Genomic DNA, 19,772 nt, shown 5'->3' with positions numbered 1-19,772 from the left:
GGAGCGCCACCGGGCGGCCGTGCTCCCGGGCCGCCGGCCGCGGGTGCGGGCGCGGGTGCGGGTACGGCGGGTGGGGTCAGGGGCGGTCGAGGCGGAGCCGGTCGGCGCGCGGCAGGCCGGCCACGACCAGGTCGTAGGAGTCCTCCACCAGCTCCCGGACCAGGGGGTCCGGGAGGGCGCCGGCCGCGGTCACGGTGTTCCAGTGCCGCTTGTTCATGTGCCAGCCGGGGACGATCAGCCCCTCGTGCTCGGCGCGCAGCCGCAGCGCGTCCTCGGGGTCGCACTTGAGGTTGACGGTGAGCGGGCGCGCGTCCAGGGCGGTGAGGGCGAACATCTTGCCCAGCACCTTGAAGACCGAGGTCCCGGGGTTGAACGGGAGGTCCTCCACGGCCGCGTTGAAGGACAGGCACAGGGCGCGCAGCGCGGCCGGGGTCACTCCGGCTTCTCCTCCTCGCCGGCGTCCTCGGGCCGGACCGGCTCGGCCAGTACGGTCACGACCTTGTTGCGGCGGCCCGCCGCGGCCTCCGCGGTCAGCCGCAGCGCACGGCCGTCGGGCAGGTCGACCACGGCCGACGCCTCGGCGATCGGCACCCGGCCCAGCGCCTTGGCCAGCAGTCCGCCGACGGTCTCCACGTCCTCGTCGTCGAACTCCTCCAGGCCGTACAGCTCGCCGAGGTCGCCGATGTCGAGGCGGGCGGTGACCCGGTAGCGGTCCTCGCCGAGGTCCTGGACCGGGGGGAGTTCGCGGTCGTACTCGTCGGTGATCTCGCCGACGATCTCCTCCAGGATGTCCTCGATGGTGACGATGCCGGCCGTGCCGCCGTACTCGTCGATGACGACGGCGACGTGGTTGCGTTCCTTCTGCATCTCGCGCAGCAGGTCGCCGGCGTTCTTGGTGTCGGGGACGAAGAAGGCCGGGCGCATCACCGTGGAGACCAGGTCGCTCTCGGCGTCGCGGCTGATGTGCGTGCGCCGGGCCAGGTCCTTCAGGTACACGATGCCGACGATGTCGTCCTCGCTGTCGCCGGTGACCGGGATGCGGGAGAAACCGGAGCGCAGGGCGAGGGTGAGGGCCTGCCGGATGGTCTTGTACCGCTCGATGACGACGAGGTCGGTGCGCGGCACCATCACCTCTCGCACCAGGGTGTCGCCCAGTTCGAACACCGAGTGCACCATGCGGCGCTCCTCGGCCTCGATCAGCGACTCCTTCTCGGCGAGGTCGACCAGCGCGCGCAGTTCGGCCTCGGAGGCGAAGGGGCCGCGGCGGAAGCCCTTGCCGGGGGTGAGCGCGTTGCCGATGAGGATCAGCAGCGGCGGGATCGGGCCCATGATCCGGGCCAGCGGCACCAGGACGTACGCCGCCGCGGTCGCCGTGTTCAGCGGGTGCTGGCGGCCGATGGTGCGCGGGGAGACCCCGACGGCGACATAGCTGACCAGCACCATCACGGCGATGGCGATCAGCAGCGCCTCGGTGGTGTGCGCGAACTGGCTGAGGCAGCCGTAGGTGACCAGGGCGGCGGCGGCCATCTCGCAGGCGACCCGGACCAGCAGCGCCACGTTGAGGTAGCGGGTCGGGTCGGCGGCGACCTTGGCGAGTTTGGCGCTGCCGCGCCGCCCGGAGCGGACTGCCTCCTCGGCGCGGAAGCTGGAGACGCGGGCGAGCCCGGCCTCCGCGCAGGCGGCGAGCCAGGCGACGACGATCAGGGCGACGGCGCCCGCGACGAGCGGGAGGCTCATGAGACGGTCGGGGCGGGGGACGGGCCGGTGATGCCCTTCTCCGCGCGCCAGCCGTCCACGATGGCGGCCTGCAGACCGAACATCTCGGCCTTCTCGTCCGGCTCCTCGTGGTCGTAGCCGAGCAGGTGCAGCACCCCGTGGACGGTGAGCAGTTGCAGCTCCTCGTCCATGGTGTGCCCCGTCTCCGCCTCGGCGCCCTGCTTCTCGGCGACCTCGGGACAGAGCACGATGTCGCCGAGCAGTCCCTGCGGCGGCTCGTCGTCGTCCTTGGCCGGCGGGCGCAGCTCGTCCATGGGGAAGGACATGACGTCCGTCGGACCGGGCAGGTCCATCCACTGGATGTGGAGCTGCTCCATGGCGGCGGCGTCCACGACGATCACCGACAGCTCGGAGAGCGGGTGGATACGCATCCGCGTGAGCGCGTAGCGGGCGATGTCGAGGACCGCCTGCTCGTCCACCTCGGTGCCGGACTCGTTGTTGACGTCGATCGACATGGTCTTGCTGGTCTACTTCCCCTTGGAACGCCTGGCGCCGGACGGACCGCCCGGTGCCGGGTGCCCGCCGTTGTCGGTTCCGTGCGTGCTGTCGTACTTCTCGTAGGCGTCGACGATACGGCCCACCAGCCGGTGCCGGACGACGTCCTGGGACGACAGCCGGGAGAAGTGCACGTCCTCGACGCCCTCCAGGATCTCCTGGACCTGCCGCAGCCCGGACTTGGTGCCGCCGGGCAGGTCGACCTGGGTCACGTCACCCGTGATCACGATCTTCGACTCGAAGCCGAGGCGGGTGAGGAACATCTTCATCTGCTCGGCGCTGGTGTTCTGCGCCTCGTCCAGGATGATGAAGGCGTCGTTGAGCGTCCGTCCGCGCATGTAGGCGAGCGGCGCGACCTCGATCGTGCCGGCCGCCATCAGGCGGGGGATGGAGTCCGGGTCGATCATGTCGTGCAGGGCGTCGTAGAGCGGGCGCAGGTAGGGGTCGATCTTCTCGTAGAGGGTGCCGGGCAGGAAGCCCAGGCGCTCGCCGGCCTCGACGGCCGGGCGGGTCAGGATGATGCGGTTGACCTGCTTGGACTGCAGGGCCTGCACCGCCTTGGCCATCGCCAGGTACGTCTTTCCGGTGCCGGCGGGGCCGATGCCGAAGACGATGGTGTGGGTGTCGATGGCGTCGACGTACCGCTTCTGGTTGAGGGTCTTGGGGCGGATGGTGCGGCCGCGCGAGGACAGGATGTACTGCGTGAGAACCTCGGCCGGGGTCTCCTGGCCGTCGCTCTCCCCGTTCTCGCTCGCCTTGAGCATGGCGATCGAGCGTTCCACTGCGTCCTCCGTCATCGGCTGCCCGGTGCGCAGCACCAGCATCATCTGGTCGAACACGCGCTGGATGAGGGCGACTTCGGCCCGCTCACCCTTGGCGCTGATCTGATTGCCCCGGACGTGGATGTCGGCCGCCGGGAAGGCCCCTTCGATCACGCGCAGCAGAGCGTCTCCGGACCCCAGGACGGTCACCATGGGGTGCTGGGCGGGGACGGTGAACTCTGCTCTCGCCTGCCCCTGTGCGGGGGTGTGAGCTGTGGGTGTCTGAGTCATGGGCCGGCGCTGAAGGCCTGCGGTTCCTCCTCGTCACGGCCGCGTAGCTGAGGGCGGCCTCGCGTCTTCAAGAGTACGCCGGGGGACTGACAAGACCGTAGGACTTTTCGCCGACCGCGTGCGGACCGCTCGCACGCCGCTCCGCGCGCTCACTGCGGTTCGCGGAAACCGATGGTGGGCACGGCTCGCCGCAGCGGCCACGGGCGGTCCGTCTCGTCGGGGAGCAGGTCGGCGAGGAAGGCGTAGCGGCGCAGGGCGGCGGGTTCCTGGCCGGTGAGCGAGCGGACCTCGCGCCACCAGGCGGCCACCTCGGACCAGCCGGGCGCCGACAGGGAGCCGCCGAACTCCTGGACGGAGAGGGCGGCGGTCAGGCCGGCGAAGGCCAGGCGGTCGGCGAGCGGCCAGCCGGCCAGGGTGCCGGTGACGAAACCGGCGACGAAGACGTCCCCGGCGCCGGTCGGGTCCAGGGCCTCCACCTCGATCGCCGGGACCTCGGCGGTCTCCCCGGTGCGCCGGTCGACGGCGTAGGCGCCGTCCGCGCCGAGGGTGACGACGGCGAGCGGGACGTGGCCGGTGAGGGCGTGGGCGGCGGCGCGCGGGCAGTCGGTGCCGGTGTAGCGCATCGCCTCCTCGGCGTTGGGCAGGAACGCCTCGCAGTGCGCGAGGTCGGGCAGGCCGGTGAGGTCCCAGGCGCCGGTGTCGTCCCAGCCGACGTCGGCGAAGACCCGGGTGCCGGCCGCGGCGGCCCGGGCGATCCAGGGGTCGCGGGCGCCGGGGGTGAGCGAGGCGACGGCGGCGCGGGCGCGGGGCGGGTACCGGGGGCCGGGTTCCTCCGGGGGCGCCTCGTGGCCGTGCGAGACCATCGTGCGCTCGCCCTCGTACGCCATGGAGACGGTGACCGGCGAGTGCCAGCCGGGCACGGTCCGGGAGGGGGTCAGGTCGATGCCCTCGCCCCGGGCGAGGGCGTCCCGGCAGTAGTCGCCGTAGTGGTCGTCGCCGAAGGCGGCGGCCAGGGAGGTGCGCAGGCCGAGGCGGGCGAGCGCGGTCGCCATGTTGGCCACGCCGCCCGGGCTCGACCCCATGCCGCGGGCCCAGGACTCGGTGCCGCGCACCGGGGCGGAGTCGAGCCCGGTGAAGACGATGTCGAGGAAGACCGGGCCGGTGAGGTACACGTCCCAGGGCGGGTCGTCCGGGGCGCGCAGGGCGGCCAGCGGGTCGGCCGGCGGGCGGCGGCGCGCTCGCTCGGCCGGGGCGGACGCGAAGGAGACGTCGGGCGGGGTGGCGTCGGCGGCCTCACGGGCGGAGGCGACGGGCGCCTCGGACACCTGGGCGGCGGCGGAGACGGTGAACGCGGGCACGGTGCGCTCCCTGACACGGTCTGGCATGCGGTCGGGCATGGTGCGGATCAAGTCGGTGCGGATCAAGTCGGTGCGGATCAAGTCAGTGTGCACCACACCACCGACAGGCCGTCCGTACTCGGGCCTGGTGCCGGGCCGGGTGCGCCGGTCCGGTCGCGGGTGGCGCGATTCATTACCCGGCATCCGGTACCTAAAACTACATAATGATCGATATCTGATCATTTTCTGATCGCTTCCTTTCGCACGCCCTGGGAACGCCCGTGTTCGCCCGCACCACCCCCTGGCCCCTCGTCGCGCTTTTCACGGCCGGGTACCTCGCTCCGTATCTGCTGCCCACCACCGTCGGCAGACTCGACTCCGGACTGCCGCTGACCGCCACGCAGGCCGGCGCCGTCGGCAGCGCGCTGCTGCTGGCCTCCGCCACGGCCGGCTTCCTGCTCGCCTCCCGGGTGGAGCGGTTCGGAGCCCGGAGCCTGGCCCGGCTGGGGCTCGTGCTGGCCGCCGCCGGTTACGGCGCCGCCGCACTCGGCTCCGCCGTCCCCGCCGTCCTGGCCGGCGCCGTCGTCGGCGGCCTCGGGTCGGGTGCGGCGACGACGGTCGCCGCGACCCGGATCGCCGCCGAGCGGGACCCGCACCGGGCCTCCACGCTGGGGCTGCTGACCGTGTCGGCACTGGCCGCGGCGGTGTATCTGACCGTCCCGCACCTCGGTTCCGGCCACGGGCTGCCGCTGGCCGCCGTCGCGCTGACCTCGGTCGCCGCGTGGCCCGCCACCTGCCGTCTGCCCGGCCCGGCACCCGCCCCGGCGGCCGGACCCGTGCGGGCCCCGCTCCCGCACCGCCGGTCCGGCCTGGTGCTGGCCGCCACGATGGTCTGCTGGTCGCTCGCGCAGAACTGCCTGTGGGGCGTGAGCGGCCGGATCGGGCTGGAGCAGGCGCACCTCGGCGAGGCCGCCCTCGGCGTGGTCTTCGCCGCCGCGCTCGGCGCCGGTCTGGTCGGCGTGGTCACCGCCGGGGCGCTCGGCGCCCGGTTCGGACGCGCGGTGCCCATCGGCGGCGGGACGGTACTGATCGCCGGGTGCGTCGCGCTCACCGCCTCCGCGTCCGGGCCGGCGGCCTTCACCGCCGGGGAGATCGCCTGGAACACGCTGTACCCGGTGGTGCTGTCGTACCTGATCGGGCTGGCCGTCTCGCTCGACCCGCGCGGCCGGTGGGCGGCGCTGGCCGGCTCGGCGTCCTCGCTGGGGACGGCGGCGGGGCCGCTGACCGGCAGTCTGCTGTCGGCCGGGGCCGGGTTCACGGGCATGGGCCTGGTGCTCGGCGCCGTCCTGCTGGTGATCACCGTGCCGATGACGGCGGTGGCCCTGCACACCGGCGGACGTGCCCCGCTGCCCGGCGCCGGCCGCCGCCGGGGCGCCCACCCGGCCGCCCTGGTCACCGCCGCCACCGCCACCACCGGCGCCACCACCGGCACGCCCGGCGGGGCGCGGCCCGAGGCAGGCACCATGGAGCAGCCGGTCGTGAAGATACCCATGGAGGCGTTCGCCGCCTCCGTCCAAGGCGCCTACGACACGGCCGGACCCCGGCAGGCCGCGGGGGCTTCCGGGCCCGGAACGGGCTGAGCGGGGCAGATCGGCGGGGCGGGACCCCGCGAAGGGGCGGGACCGCGCGAAGGGGCGGGACCGCGCGAAGGGGCGGGGCTGTGTGAAGGGGCGGGGCTATACGAAGGCGTACGCCTCGACCTCCGCGAGGTACCGGGTCCGCCGCTCCTCGTCGTCCTCCAGGAAGGCGGCGAGGAAGGAGTTGCGGGCCAGTTGCCGCAGCTTCTCCCGGTCCAGGCCGAGCGCCTCGCGCACGGCGTCGAAGTTGTCGCCCGCGTAGCCGCCGAAGTAGGCGGGGTCGTCGGAGTTGACCGTGCACATCAGACCGGCGTCCAGCAGGGCCGGCAGCGGGTGGTCGGCGAGGGTGTCGACCGTGCGCAGCCGGACGTTGGAGAGCGGGCACAGGGTCAGCGGGACCCGCTCCCGCACCAGCCGCTCCACCAGCGCCGGGTCCTCCGCACAGCGCAGCCCGTGGTCTATCCGCTCCACGCCGAGGACGTCCAGCGCCTCGGTGATGTACTCCGGCGGGCCCTCCTCACCGGCGTGCGCCACCCGGCGCAGCCCGAGCGCGGCGGCGGCCTCGTACACCTCGCGGAACTTCACCGGCGGGTGCCCGACCTCGGCGGAGTCCAGGCCGACACCGGTGATCCGGTCCAGGTAGGGCCCGGCGGCCGCCAGGGTCTCCATGGCCGACGCGGCGGACTCGTCCCGCAGGAAGCACATGATCAGCCGGGTGGAGACGCCGTGCCTCTCCTCGGCCCGGCCCAGCGCCGCCCAGAGCCCCTCGACGACCGTCCCCATGGCGACGCCCCGGGCCAGGTGCGCCTGCGGGTCGAAGAAGATCTCCGCGTGCCGCACCCCCTGCGCGGCGGCGCGGGCCAGGTAGGCGTCGGCGAGGTCGGCGAAGTCGCGCTCGGTGCGCAGCACGGCCATCAGCTCGTAGTACAGGTTCAGGAAGGACTGGAGATCGGCGAACCGGTACGCCTCGCGCAGCGCGTCGGTGTCGGCGTGGGGCAGCACGACCCCGTTGCGCGCGGCCAGCTCGAAAGCCAGCTCGGGCTCCAGGGTGCCTTCGATGTGCAGGTGCAGTTCGGCTTTGGGCAGGGGCATCAGAGAATGGTACGGCGATTTCACCGACGTTTCGGAACCGGGACTCTGAGTAGGTCTCGGGCTACGGTCAGCTCACCCTGGTAGCCCGCCGCCCGTGCCTGGCGCTCGAACTCCGCCGGGTCCGGGTAGCGCTGGCTGAAGTGGGTGAGGACGAGGTGGCGCACGCCCGCGTCCCGGGCGACCCGCGCCGCCTGCCCGGCCGTCAGATGCCCGTGCTCCACCGCCAGCGACTCGTCCTCGTCGAGGAAGGTGGCCTCGATGACCAGCAGGTCGCAGCCGTCGGCGAGGACGTGGACGCCGTCGCAGAGCCGGGTGTCCATGACGAACGCGAACCGCTGGCCCCGGCGGACCTCGCTGACCTCGTCCAGCGGGACACCGCCGAGCGAGCCCTCGCGCTGGATGCGGCCCACGTCCGGGCCCGCGATGCCGTGCGCCGCGAGCCGGTCGGGAAGCATGCGGCGGCCGTCGGGCTCGGTGAGCCGGTAGCCGTAGGACTCCACCGGGTGGGAGAGCAGACGCGCGTCGAGGGTGTAGCCCGGGGTGCGGGCGAGGTCGCCGTCCGTGTCGACCGGCGCCTCGGTGATGCCGACCGTCTCGCGGTAGGCGGTGGCGTACCGCAGGCGGTCGAAGAAGCGCTGCCCGGAGCGCGGGAAGTGGGCGGTGACGGGGTGCGGCACGCGGTCGAGGTTGACGCGCTGGATCACCCCGGCGAGGCCGAGGCTGTGGTCGCCGTGGAAGTGGGTGACGCAGATCCGGTTCAGGTCGTGGGCGGCGACCCCGGCGCGCAGCATCTGGCGCTGGGTGCCCTCGCCGGGGTCGAACAGGATGCCCTCGCCGTCCCAGCGCAGCAGATAGCCGTTGTGGTTGCGGTGCCGGGTCGGGACCTGGCTGGCGGTGCCGAGGACCACCAGTTCACGGGCGGACACCGGTCAGCCGGGGGGCCACTGCAGGCCGCGTCCGCCGAGGACGTGGGCGTGGGTGTGCCAGACGGTCTGCCCGGCGCCGGCGCCGGTGTTGAAGATGGTGCGGTAGCTCTCCAGTCCCTCCGCCTCGGCGACGGCCTGGGTCTCGCGCAGCACGTCGGCGGCGAGCGCCGGGTCGGCGGCGGCGAGGGCGGCGGCGTCCCGGTGGTGCGCCTTCGGGATCACCAGGACATGGGTGGGCGCCTGCGGGTTGATGTCGCGGAACGCGACGGTCGTCTCGGTCTCACGGACGATCGTCGCCGGGATCCGACCCGCGACGATCTTGCAGAACAGGCAGTCGTCCTGCGGTTCCCCGGCCATGGGGCCCTCCTCGCACTGGAACACCGGTGATCTTCTCCCGCGCATCGTAGCGACCGGGTGTGCCGGTCGATCGTCGGCGGACGGGTCGGTCGGTCGTCGGCGGACGGTCAGCCGGTCGTCGGCAGATCCGGCGGGGTCTTGGCGGGTGCCGTCTCCAGCGCCTCCAGGGCCAGCCTGATCGCCTCGTCCAACTGCGGGTCGCGGCCGGCCGCGTGGTCCTGGGGGCGCTGCTCCACCTCCACGTCCGGGTCGACGCCGTGGTTCTCCACGCCCCACCCGTATCCCTCCAGCCAGAAGGCGTACTTGGGCTGGGTGACGAGGGTGCCGTCGACCAGGCGGTAGCGGGAGTCGATGCCGATCACGCCGCCCCAGGTGCGGGTGCCGACCACCGGGCCGAGGCCGAGCGCCTTGATCGCGGCGTTGACGATGTCGCCGTCGGAGCCGGAGAACTCGTTGGCGACGGCGACCACCGGTCCCCGGGGCGCGTCCTGCGGGTAACTGGTGGGGCGCATGCCGCGCGGCAGGTCCCAGCCGACGATCCGGCGGGCCAGCTTCTCCACCACGAGCTGCGAGGTGTGGCCGCCGCGGTTCTCGCGGACGTCGACGACCAGGCCCTCCCGGGCGACCTCGATCCGCAGGTCGCGGTGGATCTGCGCCCAGCCGGGCGCCTGCATGTCGGGGACGTGCAGGTAGCCGAGCCGGCCCGCCGACCTCTCGTGCACGTAGCCGCGCCGGCCGGCCACCCAGGCGTGGTAGCGCAGCGGCTCCTCGTCGGCGACGGGGACGACGACGGCGTGCCGCGCCTCGCCGCCGCCGGAGGGCAGGACGGTCAGCTCGACCGGCTTGCCCGCGGTGCCGACGAGCAGCGGACCGGGTCCGGCGACCGGGTCGACGGGCCGGCCGGCGACGGCGACGATCGCGTCCCCGGCGCGGATCGCGACGCCGGGGGCGGCGAGCGGGGAGCGGGCGTCCGGGTCGGAGGTCTCCGAGGGCAGCACCCGGTCCACGCGCCAGCGGCCGTCCTCGTGCCGGGAGAGGTCGGCGCCGAGCAGGCCCTGCCGGGCGCCGTCGCCGTGGCCGCCGCGCGGGACGACGTAGGCGTGCGAGGTGCCCAGTTCGCCCTGGACCTCCCAGAGCAGGTCGACCAGGTCGTCGTGGGTGGCGACGCGGTCCAGGACGGGCCGGTAGCGGTCCAGGACGGCGTCCCAGTCGACGCCGTTCATGTCGGGCCGCCAGAAGTGGTCGCGCATGACGCGGCCGGTCTCCTCGTACATCTGCCGCCACTCGGCCGCCGGTTCGACGTTCTGCCGGATCCGGGAGAGGTCGACGGTGACGTTGGTGTCGCTGTCCTCGTCGGTGGAGGCCCGCCGGTCGCTGGGGACGACCTTGAGGCGCCCGTCGGTCCAGAGCAGCACCCGCTTGCCGTCGCCGCTGACCGCGAACCGGTCGGCGTCGGCCGCCAGGTGCTCGACGCGCTGCTGGGCGAGGTCGTAGCGCTCCAGCTCGGTCTTGGGGTCCGGGTCGTCCGGGGTGGCCCGGGAGGCACCGAGCACCCCGGCGACCGGGTGGCGCAGCCACAGCACGCCGTCCTTGGCCGCGCGCAGGTGGGAGTAGCGGGCGGCCTCCACCGGGAAGGGCACGATCCGGTCGGCCAGCCCTTCGAGGTCGATCCGGGTGGTGGCGGCGGACTCGCCGTCGGGGGTCTCCTCCCGGTCGGGCGCCTCGAAGGGGCGGCCGTGGCGCTGCGGGCCGAACGGGGAGGGCGTGGTCGCGGCCAGCGTGATCAGGTGCGGGCGGGTGCCCTCGACGAAGCCCAGGTCGAAGACGTGCTCGTCGTAGACCGGGTCGAAGGAGCGGGCCGAGAGGAACGCCAGGTGCTTGCCGTCGAGGGTGAAGGCGGGGGCGTAGTCCTGGAAGCGCAGCGGGGTCGCCTCGGTGACCGAGAGGTCGGTGGTGTGGGCCAGCTTGAGCTGGGAGAGCGGGCGGGGGCCGGGGTGCGACCAGGCGAGCCAGGTGGAGTCGGGGGAGAAGACCAGCCCGGAGACGTCGCCGTCCTCGCTGCGGTCGATCTCCCGGACCTCACCGGTGGCGCGTTCCACCAGCAGGACGCGGCCGTCGTGGGAGGCGACCGCGGCGCGGCTGCCGTCGGGGGCCATGGCCAGGCCCAGTACCCGGCCGAGCCGCCCGGCCGCCAGGCGGCGCGGGGTGGCGCCGGGCAGCGAGCCGGTGGCGGGCGCGAACTCCAGGGCGTCCTCGCCCTCGGCGTCGGTCACCCACACCACCCAGCCCTCGCCGTCGGCGCGGAAGGTGCGCGGCAGCCGGGCCCGTATCCCCGGCTCGACGGCCAGCGCGCGGGCGGGCCCGGAGCGGTGGGTGACCCAGTGCACGCCGCCGCGCACGGCGACGGCGCTGCCCCGGGCGGTGTGGTCGGGGGCGGCGGAGCCGAACCAGCGGGAGGTGTTCACCGGATACGGCTGGAGGTCGGTCCGGGCTCCGCCGAGCCGCACGTCGAGCCGTCGCGGTTCGGCTCCGTCGAGGTCGTCGAGGAGCCACAGCTCGCCGGCGCTGGAGTAGACGATCCGGGTGCCGTCGGTGGCGGCCTGCCGGGCGTAGAAGCCGTCGAGGGGGGTGTGGCGGCGCAGGTCGGAGCCGTCGCCGAGGGAGGAGTACACGGCGCCCGTGTCCTCGTGGTCGGAGAGGAACGCGATCCGCTCCCCCACCCAGAACGGGTACTCGATGTTCCCGTCGAGGTCCTGGTGGAGCCGGACGAACTCGCCCCCGCCCTCGGGGTCGATCCACAGCTTGCCCGCCGTGCCGCCCCGGTACCGCTTCCACCAGGCGGCCTCGCGGCCCATCGGGGCGGAGAGCAGCACGGTGGACGGGCCGAAGGCGACGTCGCCGACGGGACCGTAGGGCAGGGTCTCGGCCGGGCCGCCGTCCAGCGGGACCGCGCGGGCCCAACTGCGGCGCAGGCTGGCCTGGCCGTGGGTGGTGAGGGCCAGCACCCGGCCGTCCGGGGTCCAGCCGCGCACCTGGGTGCGGTGACTCCCCCAGTGCGTCAGGCGCCGGGCCGGGCCGCCGTCGACCGGGGCGACGTGCACCTCGGGGGCGCCGTCGCGGGTGGAGGTCCAGGCGACGGTGGTGCCGTCCGGCGACAGGCGCGGGTGGGTCACGGGGGTGTTGTCGGCGCTGACCCGCCAGGCCCGCCCGCCGTCGAGGGGCGCGACCCACACGTCGTCCTCGGCGGTGAAGGCGGCCAACTCGCCGTGCAGGTGCGGGAACCGGAGGTAGGCAGAGGCTGCGGGCTGTGTCACCCCCTCAGCCTATGCAGGGCCGGGCGGGGCGGACAGGGGTTTGGATCACTTGCCCTCGGGCCAGCAGTCGGGCCGGGTCTGGCAGTAGACGGTCCTGGTGACCGTCACGGTGACGGTGGGTCCGGCCCCGTTCCCCGTGGGCCCGTTCGCCGTGGGGGCGTTGCCGGCCGGGGAGGGGGTGGCGTCGCAGTTCCCCAGGCCGTTCACACGGAAGCGTTCCTTGCCGTCGACCTTCACGGTGAGTTCGCCGCGTACGCAGGCGCCCTCCACGACGCGGGTGATCCGGCCGTCGACGGTGATGTCCCGCCCGTCGGCCGTCTCGCCCTCGCAGTCGACCGACGCCACGGTCTCCTCGCTCGCCGACGGGCTCGCACTGCGGTCGCCGCCGTCGTCGTCGTAGGACGCGGTGCAGGTGAGCCAGCGGACGTCCGTCTGCTGCCGCTCCAGTTCGCGGGTCACCGTCTGGTCGGTGGTGAGCGCCACCGTCGCGGTGTTGAGCCCGCCGGGCTCGCAGGCCGCGGCGGAACCGGCCGCGACGGCCACCAGCCCGGCCGCCAGCGCCCCGCGCCGCATCCGTCCACTCCGCAGGCTCCGCCTCCATGGCCCCATGACAGGCAGCCTCCCACCGCGCCGGGCGGGAGGGGAAGAGCGCGTACGGTCGTACGCCGGGCGGTCAGCCCCAGCGGCCCGTGCGCCCCAGCAGCAGGGCGGTCGCCGCGAGCCCGGCGGTGGAGGTGCGCAGCACGGTCGGGCCGAGGACGTACGGCCGGGCCCCGGCCCGCGCGAACGCGGCGAGTTCCTCCGGAGAGACGCCGCCCTCGGGGCCGACGACGAGCACGATGCGGCCGGTGGCGGGGAGTTCGGCGGCGGCCAGCGGGGTGTCGCCGCTCTCGTGGAGTACGGCGGCGAAGTCGGCCTCGGCGAGCAGCGCGGCGACCTGCCTGGTCGTCGCGGCGTCGGCGACCTCGGGGAAGCGGACCCGGCGGGACTGCTTGCCGGCCTCCCGGGCCGTGGCCCGCCACTTGGCCAGCGCCTTCAGGCCGCGCTCGCCCTGCCACCGCGTGATGCAGCGGGACGCCGCCCACGGCACGATCGCGTCCACGCCGACCTCGGTCATCGTCTCCACGGCGAGTTCGCCCCGGTCGCCCTTGGGGAGCGCCTGGACGACGGTGATACGGGGCTCGGGCCCGGGTTCCTCGCAGACGCTCTCCAGGTCCGTGACGACCAGGCGGTCCTTGCCCTCGGCGGCCTCGACGACGCCCTCGGCCCAGTGGCCGCGCCCGTCGGTGAGGACGACGTCCTCGCCGGGCCGCAGCCGCTTCACGGAGACGGCGTGCCGTCCCTCGGGGCCGTCCAGGACGTACCGGCCGCCGGGCAGGTCGGCGGGGCCGAGGGAGCCGACCACGAACACCGGCGCGGTCATCGGCCCGCACCTCCCGTCGCGTAGTCGGCCAACGCGCCTCCGGCGGCGGCGAGTTCGGCGACCAGTACCTCCACGAGCTGTCCGGCGGGCAGTTCGCGGGCCAGCCGGTGCCCCTGGCCCGCCCAGAGCGCCATGCCCTGCGGGTCGCCGGCCTGCGCCGCGGCCTTGCGCAGCGGCGCGGTGAGGTGGTGGACGTCCGGGTAGGCCGAGGGCGCGTACGGGCCGTGCTCGCGCAGGAAGCGGTTGAGCAGGCCGCGGGCCGGGCGGCCGGAGAAGGCGCGGGTCAGTTCGGTGCGGACGTGCAGCGGGTTGGTCAGCGCCGCCTTGTGCAGGGCGTGCGCGCCGGACTCGGCGGTGGGCAGGAAGGCGGTGCCGAGCTGGGCCGCGCTCGCGCCGGCCGCGAGGACCGCGGCGATCTGGCCGCCGCGCATCAGGCCGCCGGCCGCGATCACCGGCAGGGCGACCGCCTCGCGGACCTGGGCGAGCAGCGAGAGCAGTCCTATTCCGGCGCCGTCCCGCTCGGGGAGGTCGCGGTGGGTGCCCTGGTGGCCGCCGGCCTCCACGCCCTGCGCGATCACCGCGTCGGCGCCGCCCTGTTCGACGGCGCGGGCCTCCTCGGCGGTGGTGGCGGTGACCCAGACGAAGGTGCCGGCGCGGTGCAGGGCGTCGACCACCTCGCGGCCCGGCACACCGAAGTGGAAGGAGACCACCGGCACGGGGTTCTCCCGCAGCACGGCGAGTTTGGCCTCGAAGCCGTCGTCGCGGCCGCTGTCGGCGTCGCCCAGCTCCGTCTCGTACCAGGCGGCCTCGCCGGCCAACTGGTGGGCGTAGACGTCGATGGCCGCCGGGTCGGCGGTCTCCGGCTGCGGGAGGAAGAGGTTGACCCCGAAGGGGCGGGCCGTCAGGCTCCGCAGTTGCTTGATCTCCTGGTACATCCCGTCGGCCGTCTTGTACCCGGCGGCCAGGAAACCGAGACCGCCCGCGTCGCAGACGGCGGCGGCGAGCCGCGGCACGGAGACGCCGCCCGCCATGGGTGCCTGCACGATCGGATACGGGCAGAGATCGGTCAGCAGGGAGGACATGAGCGCATGTTGTCACGTCCTTCGGACAAGTCCGAATCGGGCGGACGGAGCCTCACGGGCCTGGCCCCGCCGCCCGGATCACCGGCCGTTGAACGCGTCCTTCAGCCGGGAGAACAGCCCCTGCTGCCCCGGCTGAAAGGTGCCCAGGGGGCGTTCCTCCCCGCGGAGCAGGGCGAGTTCGCGCAGCAGGCGTTCCTGTTCGGCGTCGAGCTTGCCCGGGGTCTGGACCTCGACGTGGACGATGAGGTCGCCCCGGCCGCCGCCGCGCAGGTGGGTGATGCCCCGGCCGTGCAGCGGGATCGACTGGCCGGACTGGGTGCCCGGACGGATGTCGACCTCCTCCATGCCGTCGAGGGTCTCCAGCGGCACCTTGGTGCCGAGGGCCGCCGCCGTCATCGGGAGGGTGACCGTGCAGTGCAGGTCGTCGCCGCGGCGCTGGAAGGTGGAGTGCGGCAGCTCGTGGATCTCGACGTAGAGGTCGCCGGCCGGACCGCCGCCGGGGCCGACCTCGCCCTCGCCGGCGAGCTGGATGCGGGTGCCGTTGTCGACACCGGCCGGGATCTTCACCGTCAGCGTGCGGCGGGAGCGGATCCGGCCGTCACCGGCGCACTCCGGGCACGGGGTCGGCACGACCGTGCCGAAGCCCTGGCACTGGGGGCACGGCCGCGAGGTCATGACCTGGCCCAGGAAGGACCGGGTGACCTGCGAGACCTCACCGCGGCCGCGGCACATGTCACAGGTCTGCGCGGAGGTGCCGGGGGCCGCGCCCTCGCCGTTGCAGGTGTTGCAGACGACCGCGGTGTCGACCTGGATGTCCTTGGTCGTACCGAAGGCGGCCTCGTCCAGCTCCACCTCGATACGGATCATCGCGTCCTGGCCGCGCCGGGTGCGCGAGCGGGGCCCGCGCTGCGACGCCGTACCGAAGAACGCGTCCATGATGTCCGAGAAGTTCCCGAAGCCGCCCGCGGCGCCGAAACCGCCGGCCCCGCCGCCCGACTGGGAGAGCGGGTCGCCGCCGAGGTCGTAGACCTGCTTCTTCTGCGGGTCCGACAACACCTCGTAAGCGGCGTTGATCTCCTTGAACCGCTCCTGGGTCTTCGGATCGGGGTTGACGTCCGGGTGCAGCTCGCGTGCGAGCCGCCGGAAGGCCTTCTTGATCTCTTCCTGCGACGCGTCGCGGCGCACGCCGAGAACGGCGTAGTAGTCCGTGGCCACTTAAGACTCCGCCAGGATCTGTCCGACGTACCGTGCCACTGCGCGTACCGCTCCCATCGTTCCCGGGTAGTCCATGCGGGTCGGTCCGACCACGCCGAGCTTGGCAACCGCCTCGCCGCCCGAACCGTAGCCCACCGACACGACGGACGTGGAGTTGAGTCCCTCATGGGCGTTCTCATGACCGATTCGCACGGTCACGCCCGCGTCTTTCGCCTCGCCGAGCAGCTTGAGGAGCACGACCTGCTCCTCCAATGCCTCCAGCACCGGTCTGATCACCAGCGGGAAGTCGTGGCCGAACCGGGTCAGGTTGGAGGTGCCGCCGATCATCAGCCGCTCCTCGTTCTCCTCGACCAGGGTCTCCAGCAGGGTGGAGAGGACCGTCGAGACCGTACCCCGGTCCTCCGCCTCGAATGCCTCCGGGAGGTCCTCGACGAGCGGCGGCACGTCGGTGAACCGGCGGCCCGCGACCCGGCTGTTGAGCCGCGCCCGCAGGTCCGCCAGGGACATCTCGCCGAACGGCGCCGGGCAGTCCACCATGCGCTGCTCGACCCGCCCGGTGTCCGTGATCAGCACGAGCATCAGGCGCGCGGGCGCGAGCTTGAGCAGCTCGACGTGGCGCACGGTCGAGCGGGTCAGCGACGGGTACTGCACGACGGCGACCTGCCGGGTGAGCTGCGCGAGCAGCCGCACCGTACGGGCCACGACGTCGTCGAGGTCGACGGCGCCCTCCAGGAAGTTCTGGATGGCGCGCCGCTCGGGGGCCGTCATCGGCTTGACCCCGGCCAGCTTGTCGACGAAGAGCCGGTAGCCCTTGTCGGTGGGGATGCGCCCGGCGCTGGTGTGCGGCTGGGCGATGAACCCCTCCTCCTCCAGCGCCGCCATGTCGTTGCGCACGGTGGCCGGGGAGACGCCGAGGCTGTGCCGCTCGGTGAGGGCCTTGGAGCCGACGGGCTCCTCGGTGCCGACGTAGTCCTGGACGATGGCGCGCAGCACCTGAAGCCTTCGCTCGCTGAGCATCGCGCACACCTCCGATCGCCGTCCGCCGGTACCTGTCCTGGCACTCTGCTCGGGTGAGTGCCAGACTTCCCCGGCCCAGTGTACGGCCGTGGGGTACACCCACGGCAAGGCCCGGCCCGAGCCGCCGTTCCCGGGGGTCCGCGCAACGCTAGCGTCGCCGTCATGACGGTGACTTGGGAAGAGCTGGGATGGGAGCGGCTGGCGGCCGGGGTGGGGCGGCGGCGGCTGCCCGGGTGGGACTGCACGGTGGGGCTCGTGGTGGGCGCGGGCGCCGCGCTGCTGATCGACGCCGGGTCGAGCCTCGGCGAGGGGGCGCGGCTGCGGGCCGAGGCGCGGCGGCTCGCCGGTCACCGTGTGACGCATCTCGCGCTGACCCATCCGCACTTCGATCACGTCTTCGGCGCCGCGGCCTTCGCGGGGGTGGAGGTGTACGGCGCGGTGGGCGTGGACACGGTGCTGGCCGGCGGTGGCGCGGAGGCGCTGCGGGCGCAGGCGGTGGCCGACGGCCTCGACCCGCGGCGGGCCGGGGAGGCGGCCGACGCCCTGCCGCCCGTGCCGCACCAGGTGTGCGGCGAGTGGACCCTCGACCTGGGCGGCGGCCGGCAGGTGCTGCTGGCCGACATCGGCCCCGGACACACCGCCCACGACCTCGCCGTACTGGTGCCGGGCGCGCCCGAGGTGGTCTTCTGCGGTGACCTGGTGGAGGAGTCGGGGGACCCGCAGGCGGGCCCGGACGCGGCGCCGTCCCACTGGCCGGCCGCCCTGGACCGGCTCCTCGACCTGGGCGGCGCGGACGCGCGGTACGTGCCGGGCCACGGAGCGGTGGTGGACGCGGCGTTCGTCCGGGCCCAGCGGGACGCGCTGGCCGCCCGCTTCGGCGTGTCGCGCTGATCGCGCCCGCCGCACTCCTCGTATCGTCATCAGAATGCGCCAGTACTCCGTCGATCTGACCCCGCCGTGGAAGAAGCCGCAGCCCGTGCCGGAGGTCCCGGCCGAGCCCGGCCTGGTGGTCGAGGAACCCGGGACCGGCTTCTGCGGCGCGGTGACCGGCTGCGAGGCGGGCACGGTGACCCTGGAGGACCGGTTCGGCAAACGCCGGGTCTTCCCCATGGAGCCGCGCGGCTTCCTGCTGGAGGGCCGCGCGGTGACGCTGGTACGGCCGCCCTCGGGTCCGGTACGGCCCACCCGTACGGCGTCCGGTTCGGTCGCCGTGCCCGGCGCCCGCGCGCGGGTGGCGCGGGCCGGCCGCATCTACGTCGAGGGCCGCCACGACGCCGAGCTGGTCGAGCGGGTGTGGGGCGACGACCTGCGTATCGAGGGCGTGGTCGTGGAGTACCTGGAGGGCGTGGACGACCTCCCGGGCATCGTCGAGGAGTTCGCCCCGGGCCCGGACGCGCGGCTGGGCGTCCTGGTCGACCACCTGGTGCCCGGCAGCAAGGAGTGGCGCATCGCCGAGGCGGTGACCAGCGAGCACGCGCTGGTCGTCGGCCACCCCTACATCGACATCTGGGAGGCGGTGAAACCGTCCTCCGTGGGCATCGCCGGCTGGCCCCGGGTACCGCGCGGCCAGGACTGGAAGACGGGCGTGTGCCGCGCCCTGTCCTGGCCGCAGAACACGGGCGCCGCCTGGCAGCACATCCTGGGGCGGGTCCACTCGTACAAGGACCTGGAGCCGGAGCTGCTGGGGCGGGTGGAGGAGCTGATCGACTTCGTCACGGTCAGCGGTGCGGCCTGACAGCCCCGCACGCGACGGACCCACCGGGTCGGGGGCCGCACCGGCGATTCCTGGGCCGCACCGCGCCGGGTGATCAGTCCACCAGGTCCCGGACCACCGCGTCCGCCAGGAGGCGGCCGCGCAGGGTGAGGGCCGCGTGGCCCGCCTCGTACGGGGCCGGCTGGAGCAGGCCGTCGGAGAGGGCCCGGCGGGAGGCGGCGAGGCCGGTCTCGTGGAGGAGGGTGAGGGGGGCGCCCTCGCGCAGGCGCAGTTCCAGCAGGATGCGCTCGACCCGGCGGTCCTCGTCGGTCAGCAGTTCCCGTCCGGCGCCGGGGGACCGTCCCGCCGCCAGTGCCGCCGCGTAGGCGCCCGGGTGCTTCACGTTCCACCAGCGGACGCCGCCGACGTGGCTGTGGGCGCCGGGGCCCGCGCCCCACCAGTCGGCGCCGCGCCAGTACAGCTCGTTGTGGAGGCAGCGCCCGGCGTCGGAGGTGGCCCAGTTGGACACCTCGTACCAGTCGAAGCCGGCCGCCGACAGCGTCTCCTCGGCGATCAGGTACCGGTCGGCGTGCACGTCGTCGTCGGTCATCGGGACCTCGCCGCGCCGGATCCGCCGGGCGAGCTGCGTGCCCTCCTCGACGATCAGCGCGTACGCCGAGACGTGGTCCGGGCCGGCGCCGAGCGCGGCGTCCAGGGAGGCCCGCCAGTCGTCGTCGGACTCACCGGGGGTGCCGTAGATCAGGTCGAGGTTGACGTGGTCGAAGCCGGCCGCGCGCGCCTCGGCGACGCAGGCTTCCGGGCGTCCCGGGGTGTGGGTGCGGTCCAGCACCCTGAGGACGTGCTGCCGCGCGCTCTGCATACCGAAGGAGATCCGGTTGAAGCCGCCCTCGCGGAGAGTGGCGAGGTAGGCCGGGTCGACGGACTCCGGGTTGGCCTCCGTGGTCACCTCCGCGTCCGCCGCGAGGCCGAACTCGTCACGGATCGCCGCCAGCATCCGTACCAGGTCGGCGGCGGGCAGCAGGGTGGGCGTACCGCCGCCCACGAAGACCGTGCGGACCTCGCGGGGATCGTCGCCGAGCACCTTGCGGGCGAGGCGGACCTCGTCGGTGAGCGTCTCGGCGTAGTTGTCGCGGGAGGCGAGGACGCCGCCGGTGCCGCGCAGCTCGGTGGCGGTGTACGTGTTGAAGTCGCAGTAGCCGCAGCGGGTCGCGCAGTACGGGACGTGCAGATAGAAGCCGAGAGGGCGGCTCACGGCCCCGGCGAGCGCGGACGCGGGCAGCGCGCCGTCGGCGGGGACGGGCTCGCCGTCGGGGAGTGCGGAGGGCATGGGCTCCA

The 19,772-nt window shown here is 74.2% G+C and carries 18 protein-coding genes; 3 read left to right on the top strand and 15 right to left on the bottom strand.

Annotated features, from left to right (window positions below; all coding sequences use genetic code 11):
• Nucleotides 1–76: 76 nt before the first annotated feature.
• The 5 genes from ABEB00_RS16520 to ABEB00_RS16500 form a co-directional block, all read right to left on the bottom strand.
• On the bottom strand, nucleotides 77–436 hold the full coding sequence (locus tag ABEB00_RS16520; RefSeq protein ID WP_345620442.1) for an MmcQ/YjbR family DNA-binding protein: 360 nt from the start codon (nucleotides 434–436) through the stop codon (nucleotides 77–79).
• Nucleotides 433–1,737: a hemolysin family protein gene (locus ABEB00_RS16515; RefSeq protein ID WP_345620440.1), complete on the bottom strand. Its 1,305-nt coding sequence runs from the start codon at nucleotides 1,735–1,737 to the stop codon at nucleotides 433–435. Before ABEB00_RS16515 ends, ABEB00_RS16520 begins: the two co-directional genes overlap by 4 nt.
• Nucleotides 1,734–2,231 (bottom strand): rRNA maturation RNase YbeY, encoded by a 498-nt coding sequence (ybeY, locus tag ABEB00_RS16510; protein ID WP_345620439.1) that lies wholly within the window; start codon nucleotides 2,229–2,231, stop codon nucleotides 1,734–1,736. Before ybeY ends, ABEB00_RS16515 begins: the two co-directional genes overlap by 4 nt.
• A 12-nt stretch (nucleotides 2,232–2,243) precedes the next feature.
• Nucleotides 2,244–3,323: a PhoH family protein gene (locus ABEB00_RS16505; RefSeq protein ID WP_345620438.1), complete on the bottom strand. Its 1,080-nt coding sequence runs from the start codon at nucleotides 3,321–3,323 to the stop codon at nucleotides 2,244–2,246.
• A 149-nt stretch (nucleotides 3,324–3,472) separates the two neighbouring features.
• A complete protein-coding gene (locus ABEB00_RS16500) occupies nucleotides 3,473–4,708 on the bottom strand; it encodes a carbohydrate kinase family protein (protein WP_345620436.1) in 1,236 nt (411 codons plus the stop codon).
• 233 nt (nucleotides 4,709–4,941) lie between these two features.
• Between ABEB00_RS16500 and ABEB00_RS16495 the strand changes: the two genes are divergently transcribed.
• A complete protein-coding gene (locus ABEB00_RS16495) occupies nucleotides 4,942–6,300 on the top strand; it encodes an MFS transporter (protein ID WP_345620434.1) in 1,359 nt (452 codons plus the stop codon).
• A 96-nt stretch (nucleotides 6,301–6,396) separates the two neighbouring features.
• On the opposite strand, the gene ABEB00_RS16490 is transcribed toward ABEB00_RS16495, so the two are convergent.
• From ABEB00_RS16490 to hrcA, 9 genes are all read right to left on the bottom strand, one after another.
• Nucleotides 6,397–7,389 carry an adenosine deaminase gene (locus ABEB00_RS16490; RefSeq protein WP_345620433.1) on the bottom strand — a complete coding sequence of 331 codons (993 nt, stop codon included), beginning with the start codon at nucleotides 7,387–7,389 and terminating at the stop codon, nucleotides 6,397–6,399.
• Nucleotides 7,390–7,409: 20 nt separating this feature from the next.
• Complete coding sequence (locus ABEB00_RS16485) at nucleotides 7,410–8,315, bottom strand: ribonuclease Z (protein WP_345620432.1); 906 nt, start codon at nucleotides 8,313–8,315, stop codon at nucleotides 7,410–7,412.
• 3 nt (nucleotides 8,316–8,318) lie between these two features.
• The gene (locus ABEB00_RS16480; protein ID WP_345620430.1) at nucleotides 8,319–8,672 is read right to left on the bottom strand and encodes a histidine triad nucleotide-binding protein; all 354 of its coding nucleotides are present in this window, start codon (nucleotides 8,670–8,672) and stop codon (nucleotides 8,319–8,321) included.
• A gap of 107 nt (nucleotides 8,673–8,779) precedes the next feature.
• Nucleotides 8,780–11,986, bottom strand: coding sequence for a S41 family peptidase (locus tag ABEB00_RS16475; protein WP_345620428.1), 3,207 nt, complete (start codon nucleotides 11,984–11,986; stop codon nucleotides 8,780–8,782).
• A 45-nt stretch (nucleotides 11,987–12,031) separates the two neighbouring features.
• The gene (locus ABEB00_RS16470) at nucleotides 12,032–12,559 is read right to left on the bottom strand and encodes a hypothetical protein (protein ID WP_345620427.1); all 528 of its coding nucleotides are present in this window, start codon (nucleotides 12,557–12,559) and stop codon (nucleotides 12,032–12,034) included.
• Nucleotides 12,560–12,659: 100 nt separating this feature from the next.
• Nucleotides 12,660–13,409, bottom strand: a complete 750-nt coding sequence (locus tag ABEB00_RS16465; RefSeq protein WP_345620426.1) for a 16S rRNA (uracil(1498)-N(3))-methyltransferase — start codon at nucleotides 13,407–13,409, stop codon at nucleotides 12,660–12,662.
• Entirely contained in the window at nucleotides 13,406–14,491 is a 1,086-nt protein-coding gene (locus tag ABEB00_RS16460) for a nitronate monooxygenase (protein WP_345620425.1), read from the bottom strand. The genes ABEB00_RS16465 and ABEB00_RS16460 overlap by 4 nt, the downstream gene beginning before the upstream one ends.
• 78 nt (nucleotides 14,492–14,569) lie before the next feature.
• Nucleotides 14,570–15,706 (bottom strand): molecular chaperone DnaJ, encoded by a 1,137-nt coding sequence (dnaJ, locus tag ABEB00_RS16455; protein ID WP_345620424.1) that lies wholly within the window; start codon nucleotides 15,704–15,706, stop codon nucleotides 14,570–14,572.
• Nucleotides 15,707–16,723, bottom strand: coding sequence for a heat-inducible transcriptional repressor HrcA (hrcA, locus tag ABEB00_RS16450; RefSeq protein WP_345620423.1), 1,017 nt, complete (start codon nucleotides 16,721–16,723; stop codon nucleotides 15,707–15,709). It lies immediately after the preceding gene.
• Nucleotides 16,724–16,885: 162 nt separating this feature from the next.
• Here hrcA and ABEB00_RS16445 point away from each other — a divergent pair, with 162 nt between their 5' ends.
• Together ABEB00_RS16445 and ABEB00_RS16440 are read left to right on the top strand one after the other, a co-directional pair.
• Nucleotides 16,886–17,614 (top strand): MBL fold metallo-hydrolase, encoded by a 729-nt coding sequence (locus ABEB00_RS16445; protein ID WP_345620421.1) that lies wholly within the window; start codon nucleotides 16,886–16,888, stop codon nucleotides 17,612–17,614.
• A 34-nt stretch (nucleotides 17,615–17,648) separates the two neighbouring features.
• Entirely contained in the window at nucleotides 17,649–18,458 is an 810-nt protein-coding gene (locus ABEB00_RS16440; RefSeq protein ID WP_345620420.1) for a DUF3097 domain-containing protein, read from the top strand.
• Between the two features lie 73 nt (nucleotides 18,459–18,531).
• Here the strand turns inward: ABEB00_RS16440 and hemW are convergent, their stop codons facing one another.
• Nucleotides 18,532–19,764: a radical SAM family heme chaperone HemW gene (gene hemW, locus ABEB00_RS16435; protein ID WP_345620419.1), complete on the bottom strand. Its 1,233-nt coding sequence runs from the start codon at nucleotides 19,762–19,764 to the stop codon at nucleotides 18,532–18,534.
• Nucleotides 19,765–19,772 lie beyond the last annotated feature (8 nt).

This window comes from Streptomyces ziwulingensis (assembly GCF_039542605.1).
GTDB classification, from domain to species: domain Bacteria; phylum Actinomycetota; class Actinomycetes; order Streptomycetales; family Streptomycetaceae; genus Streptomyces; species Streptomyces ziwulingensis.
Note: the sequence above shows the minus strand (reverse complement) of the source record. Positions and strands in the feature narration are given on the sequence as shown.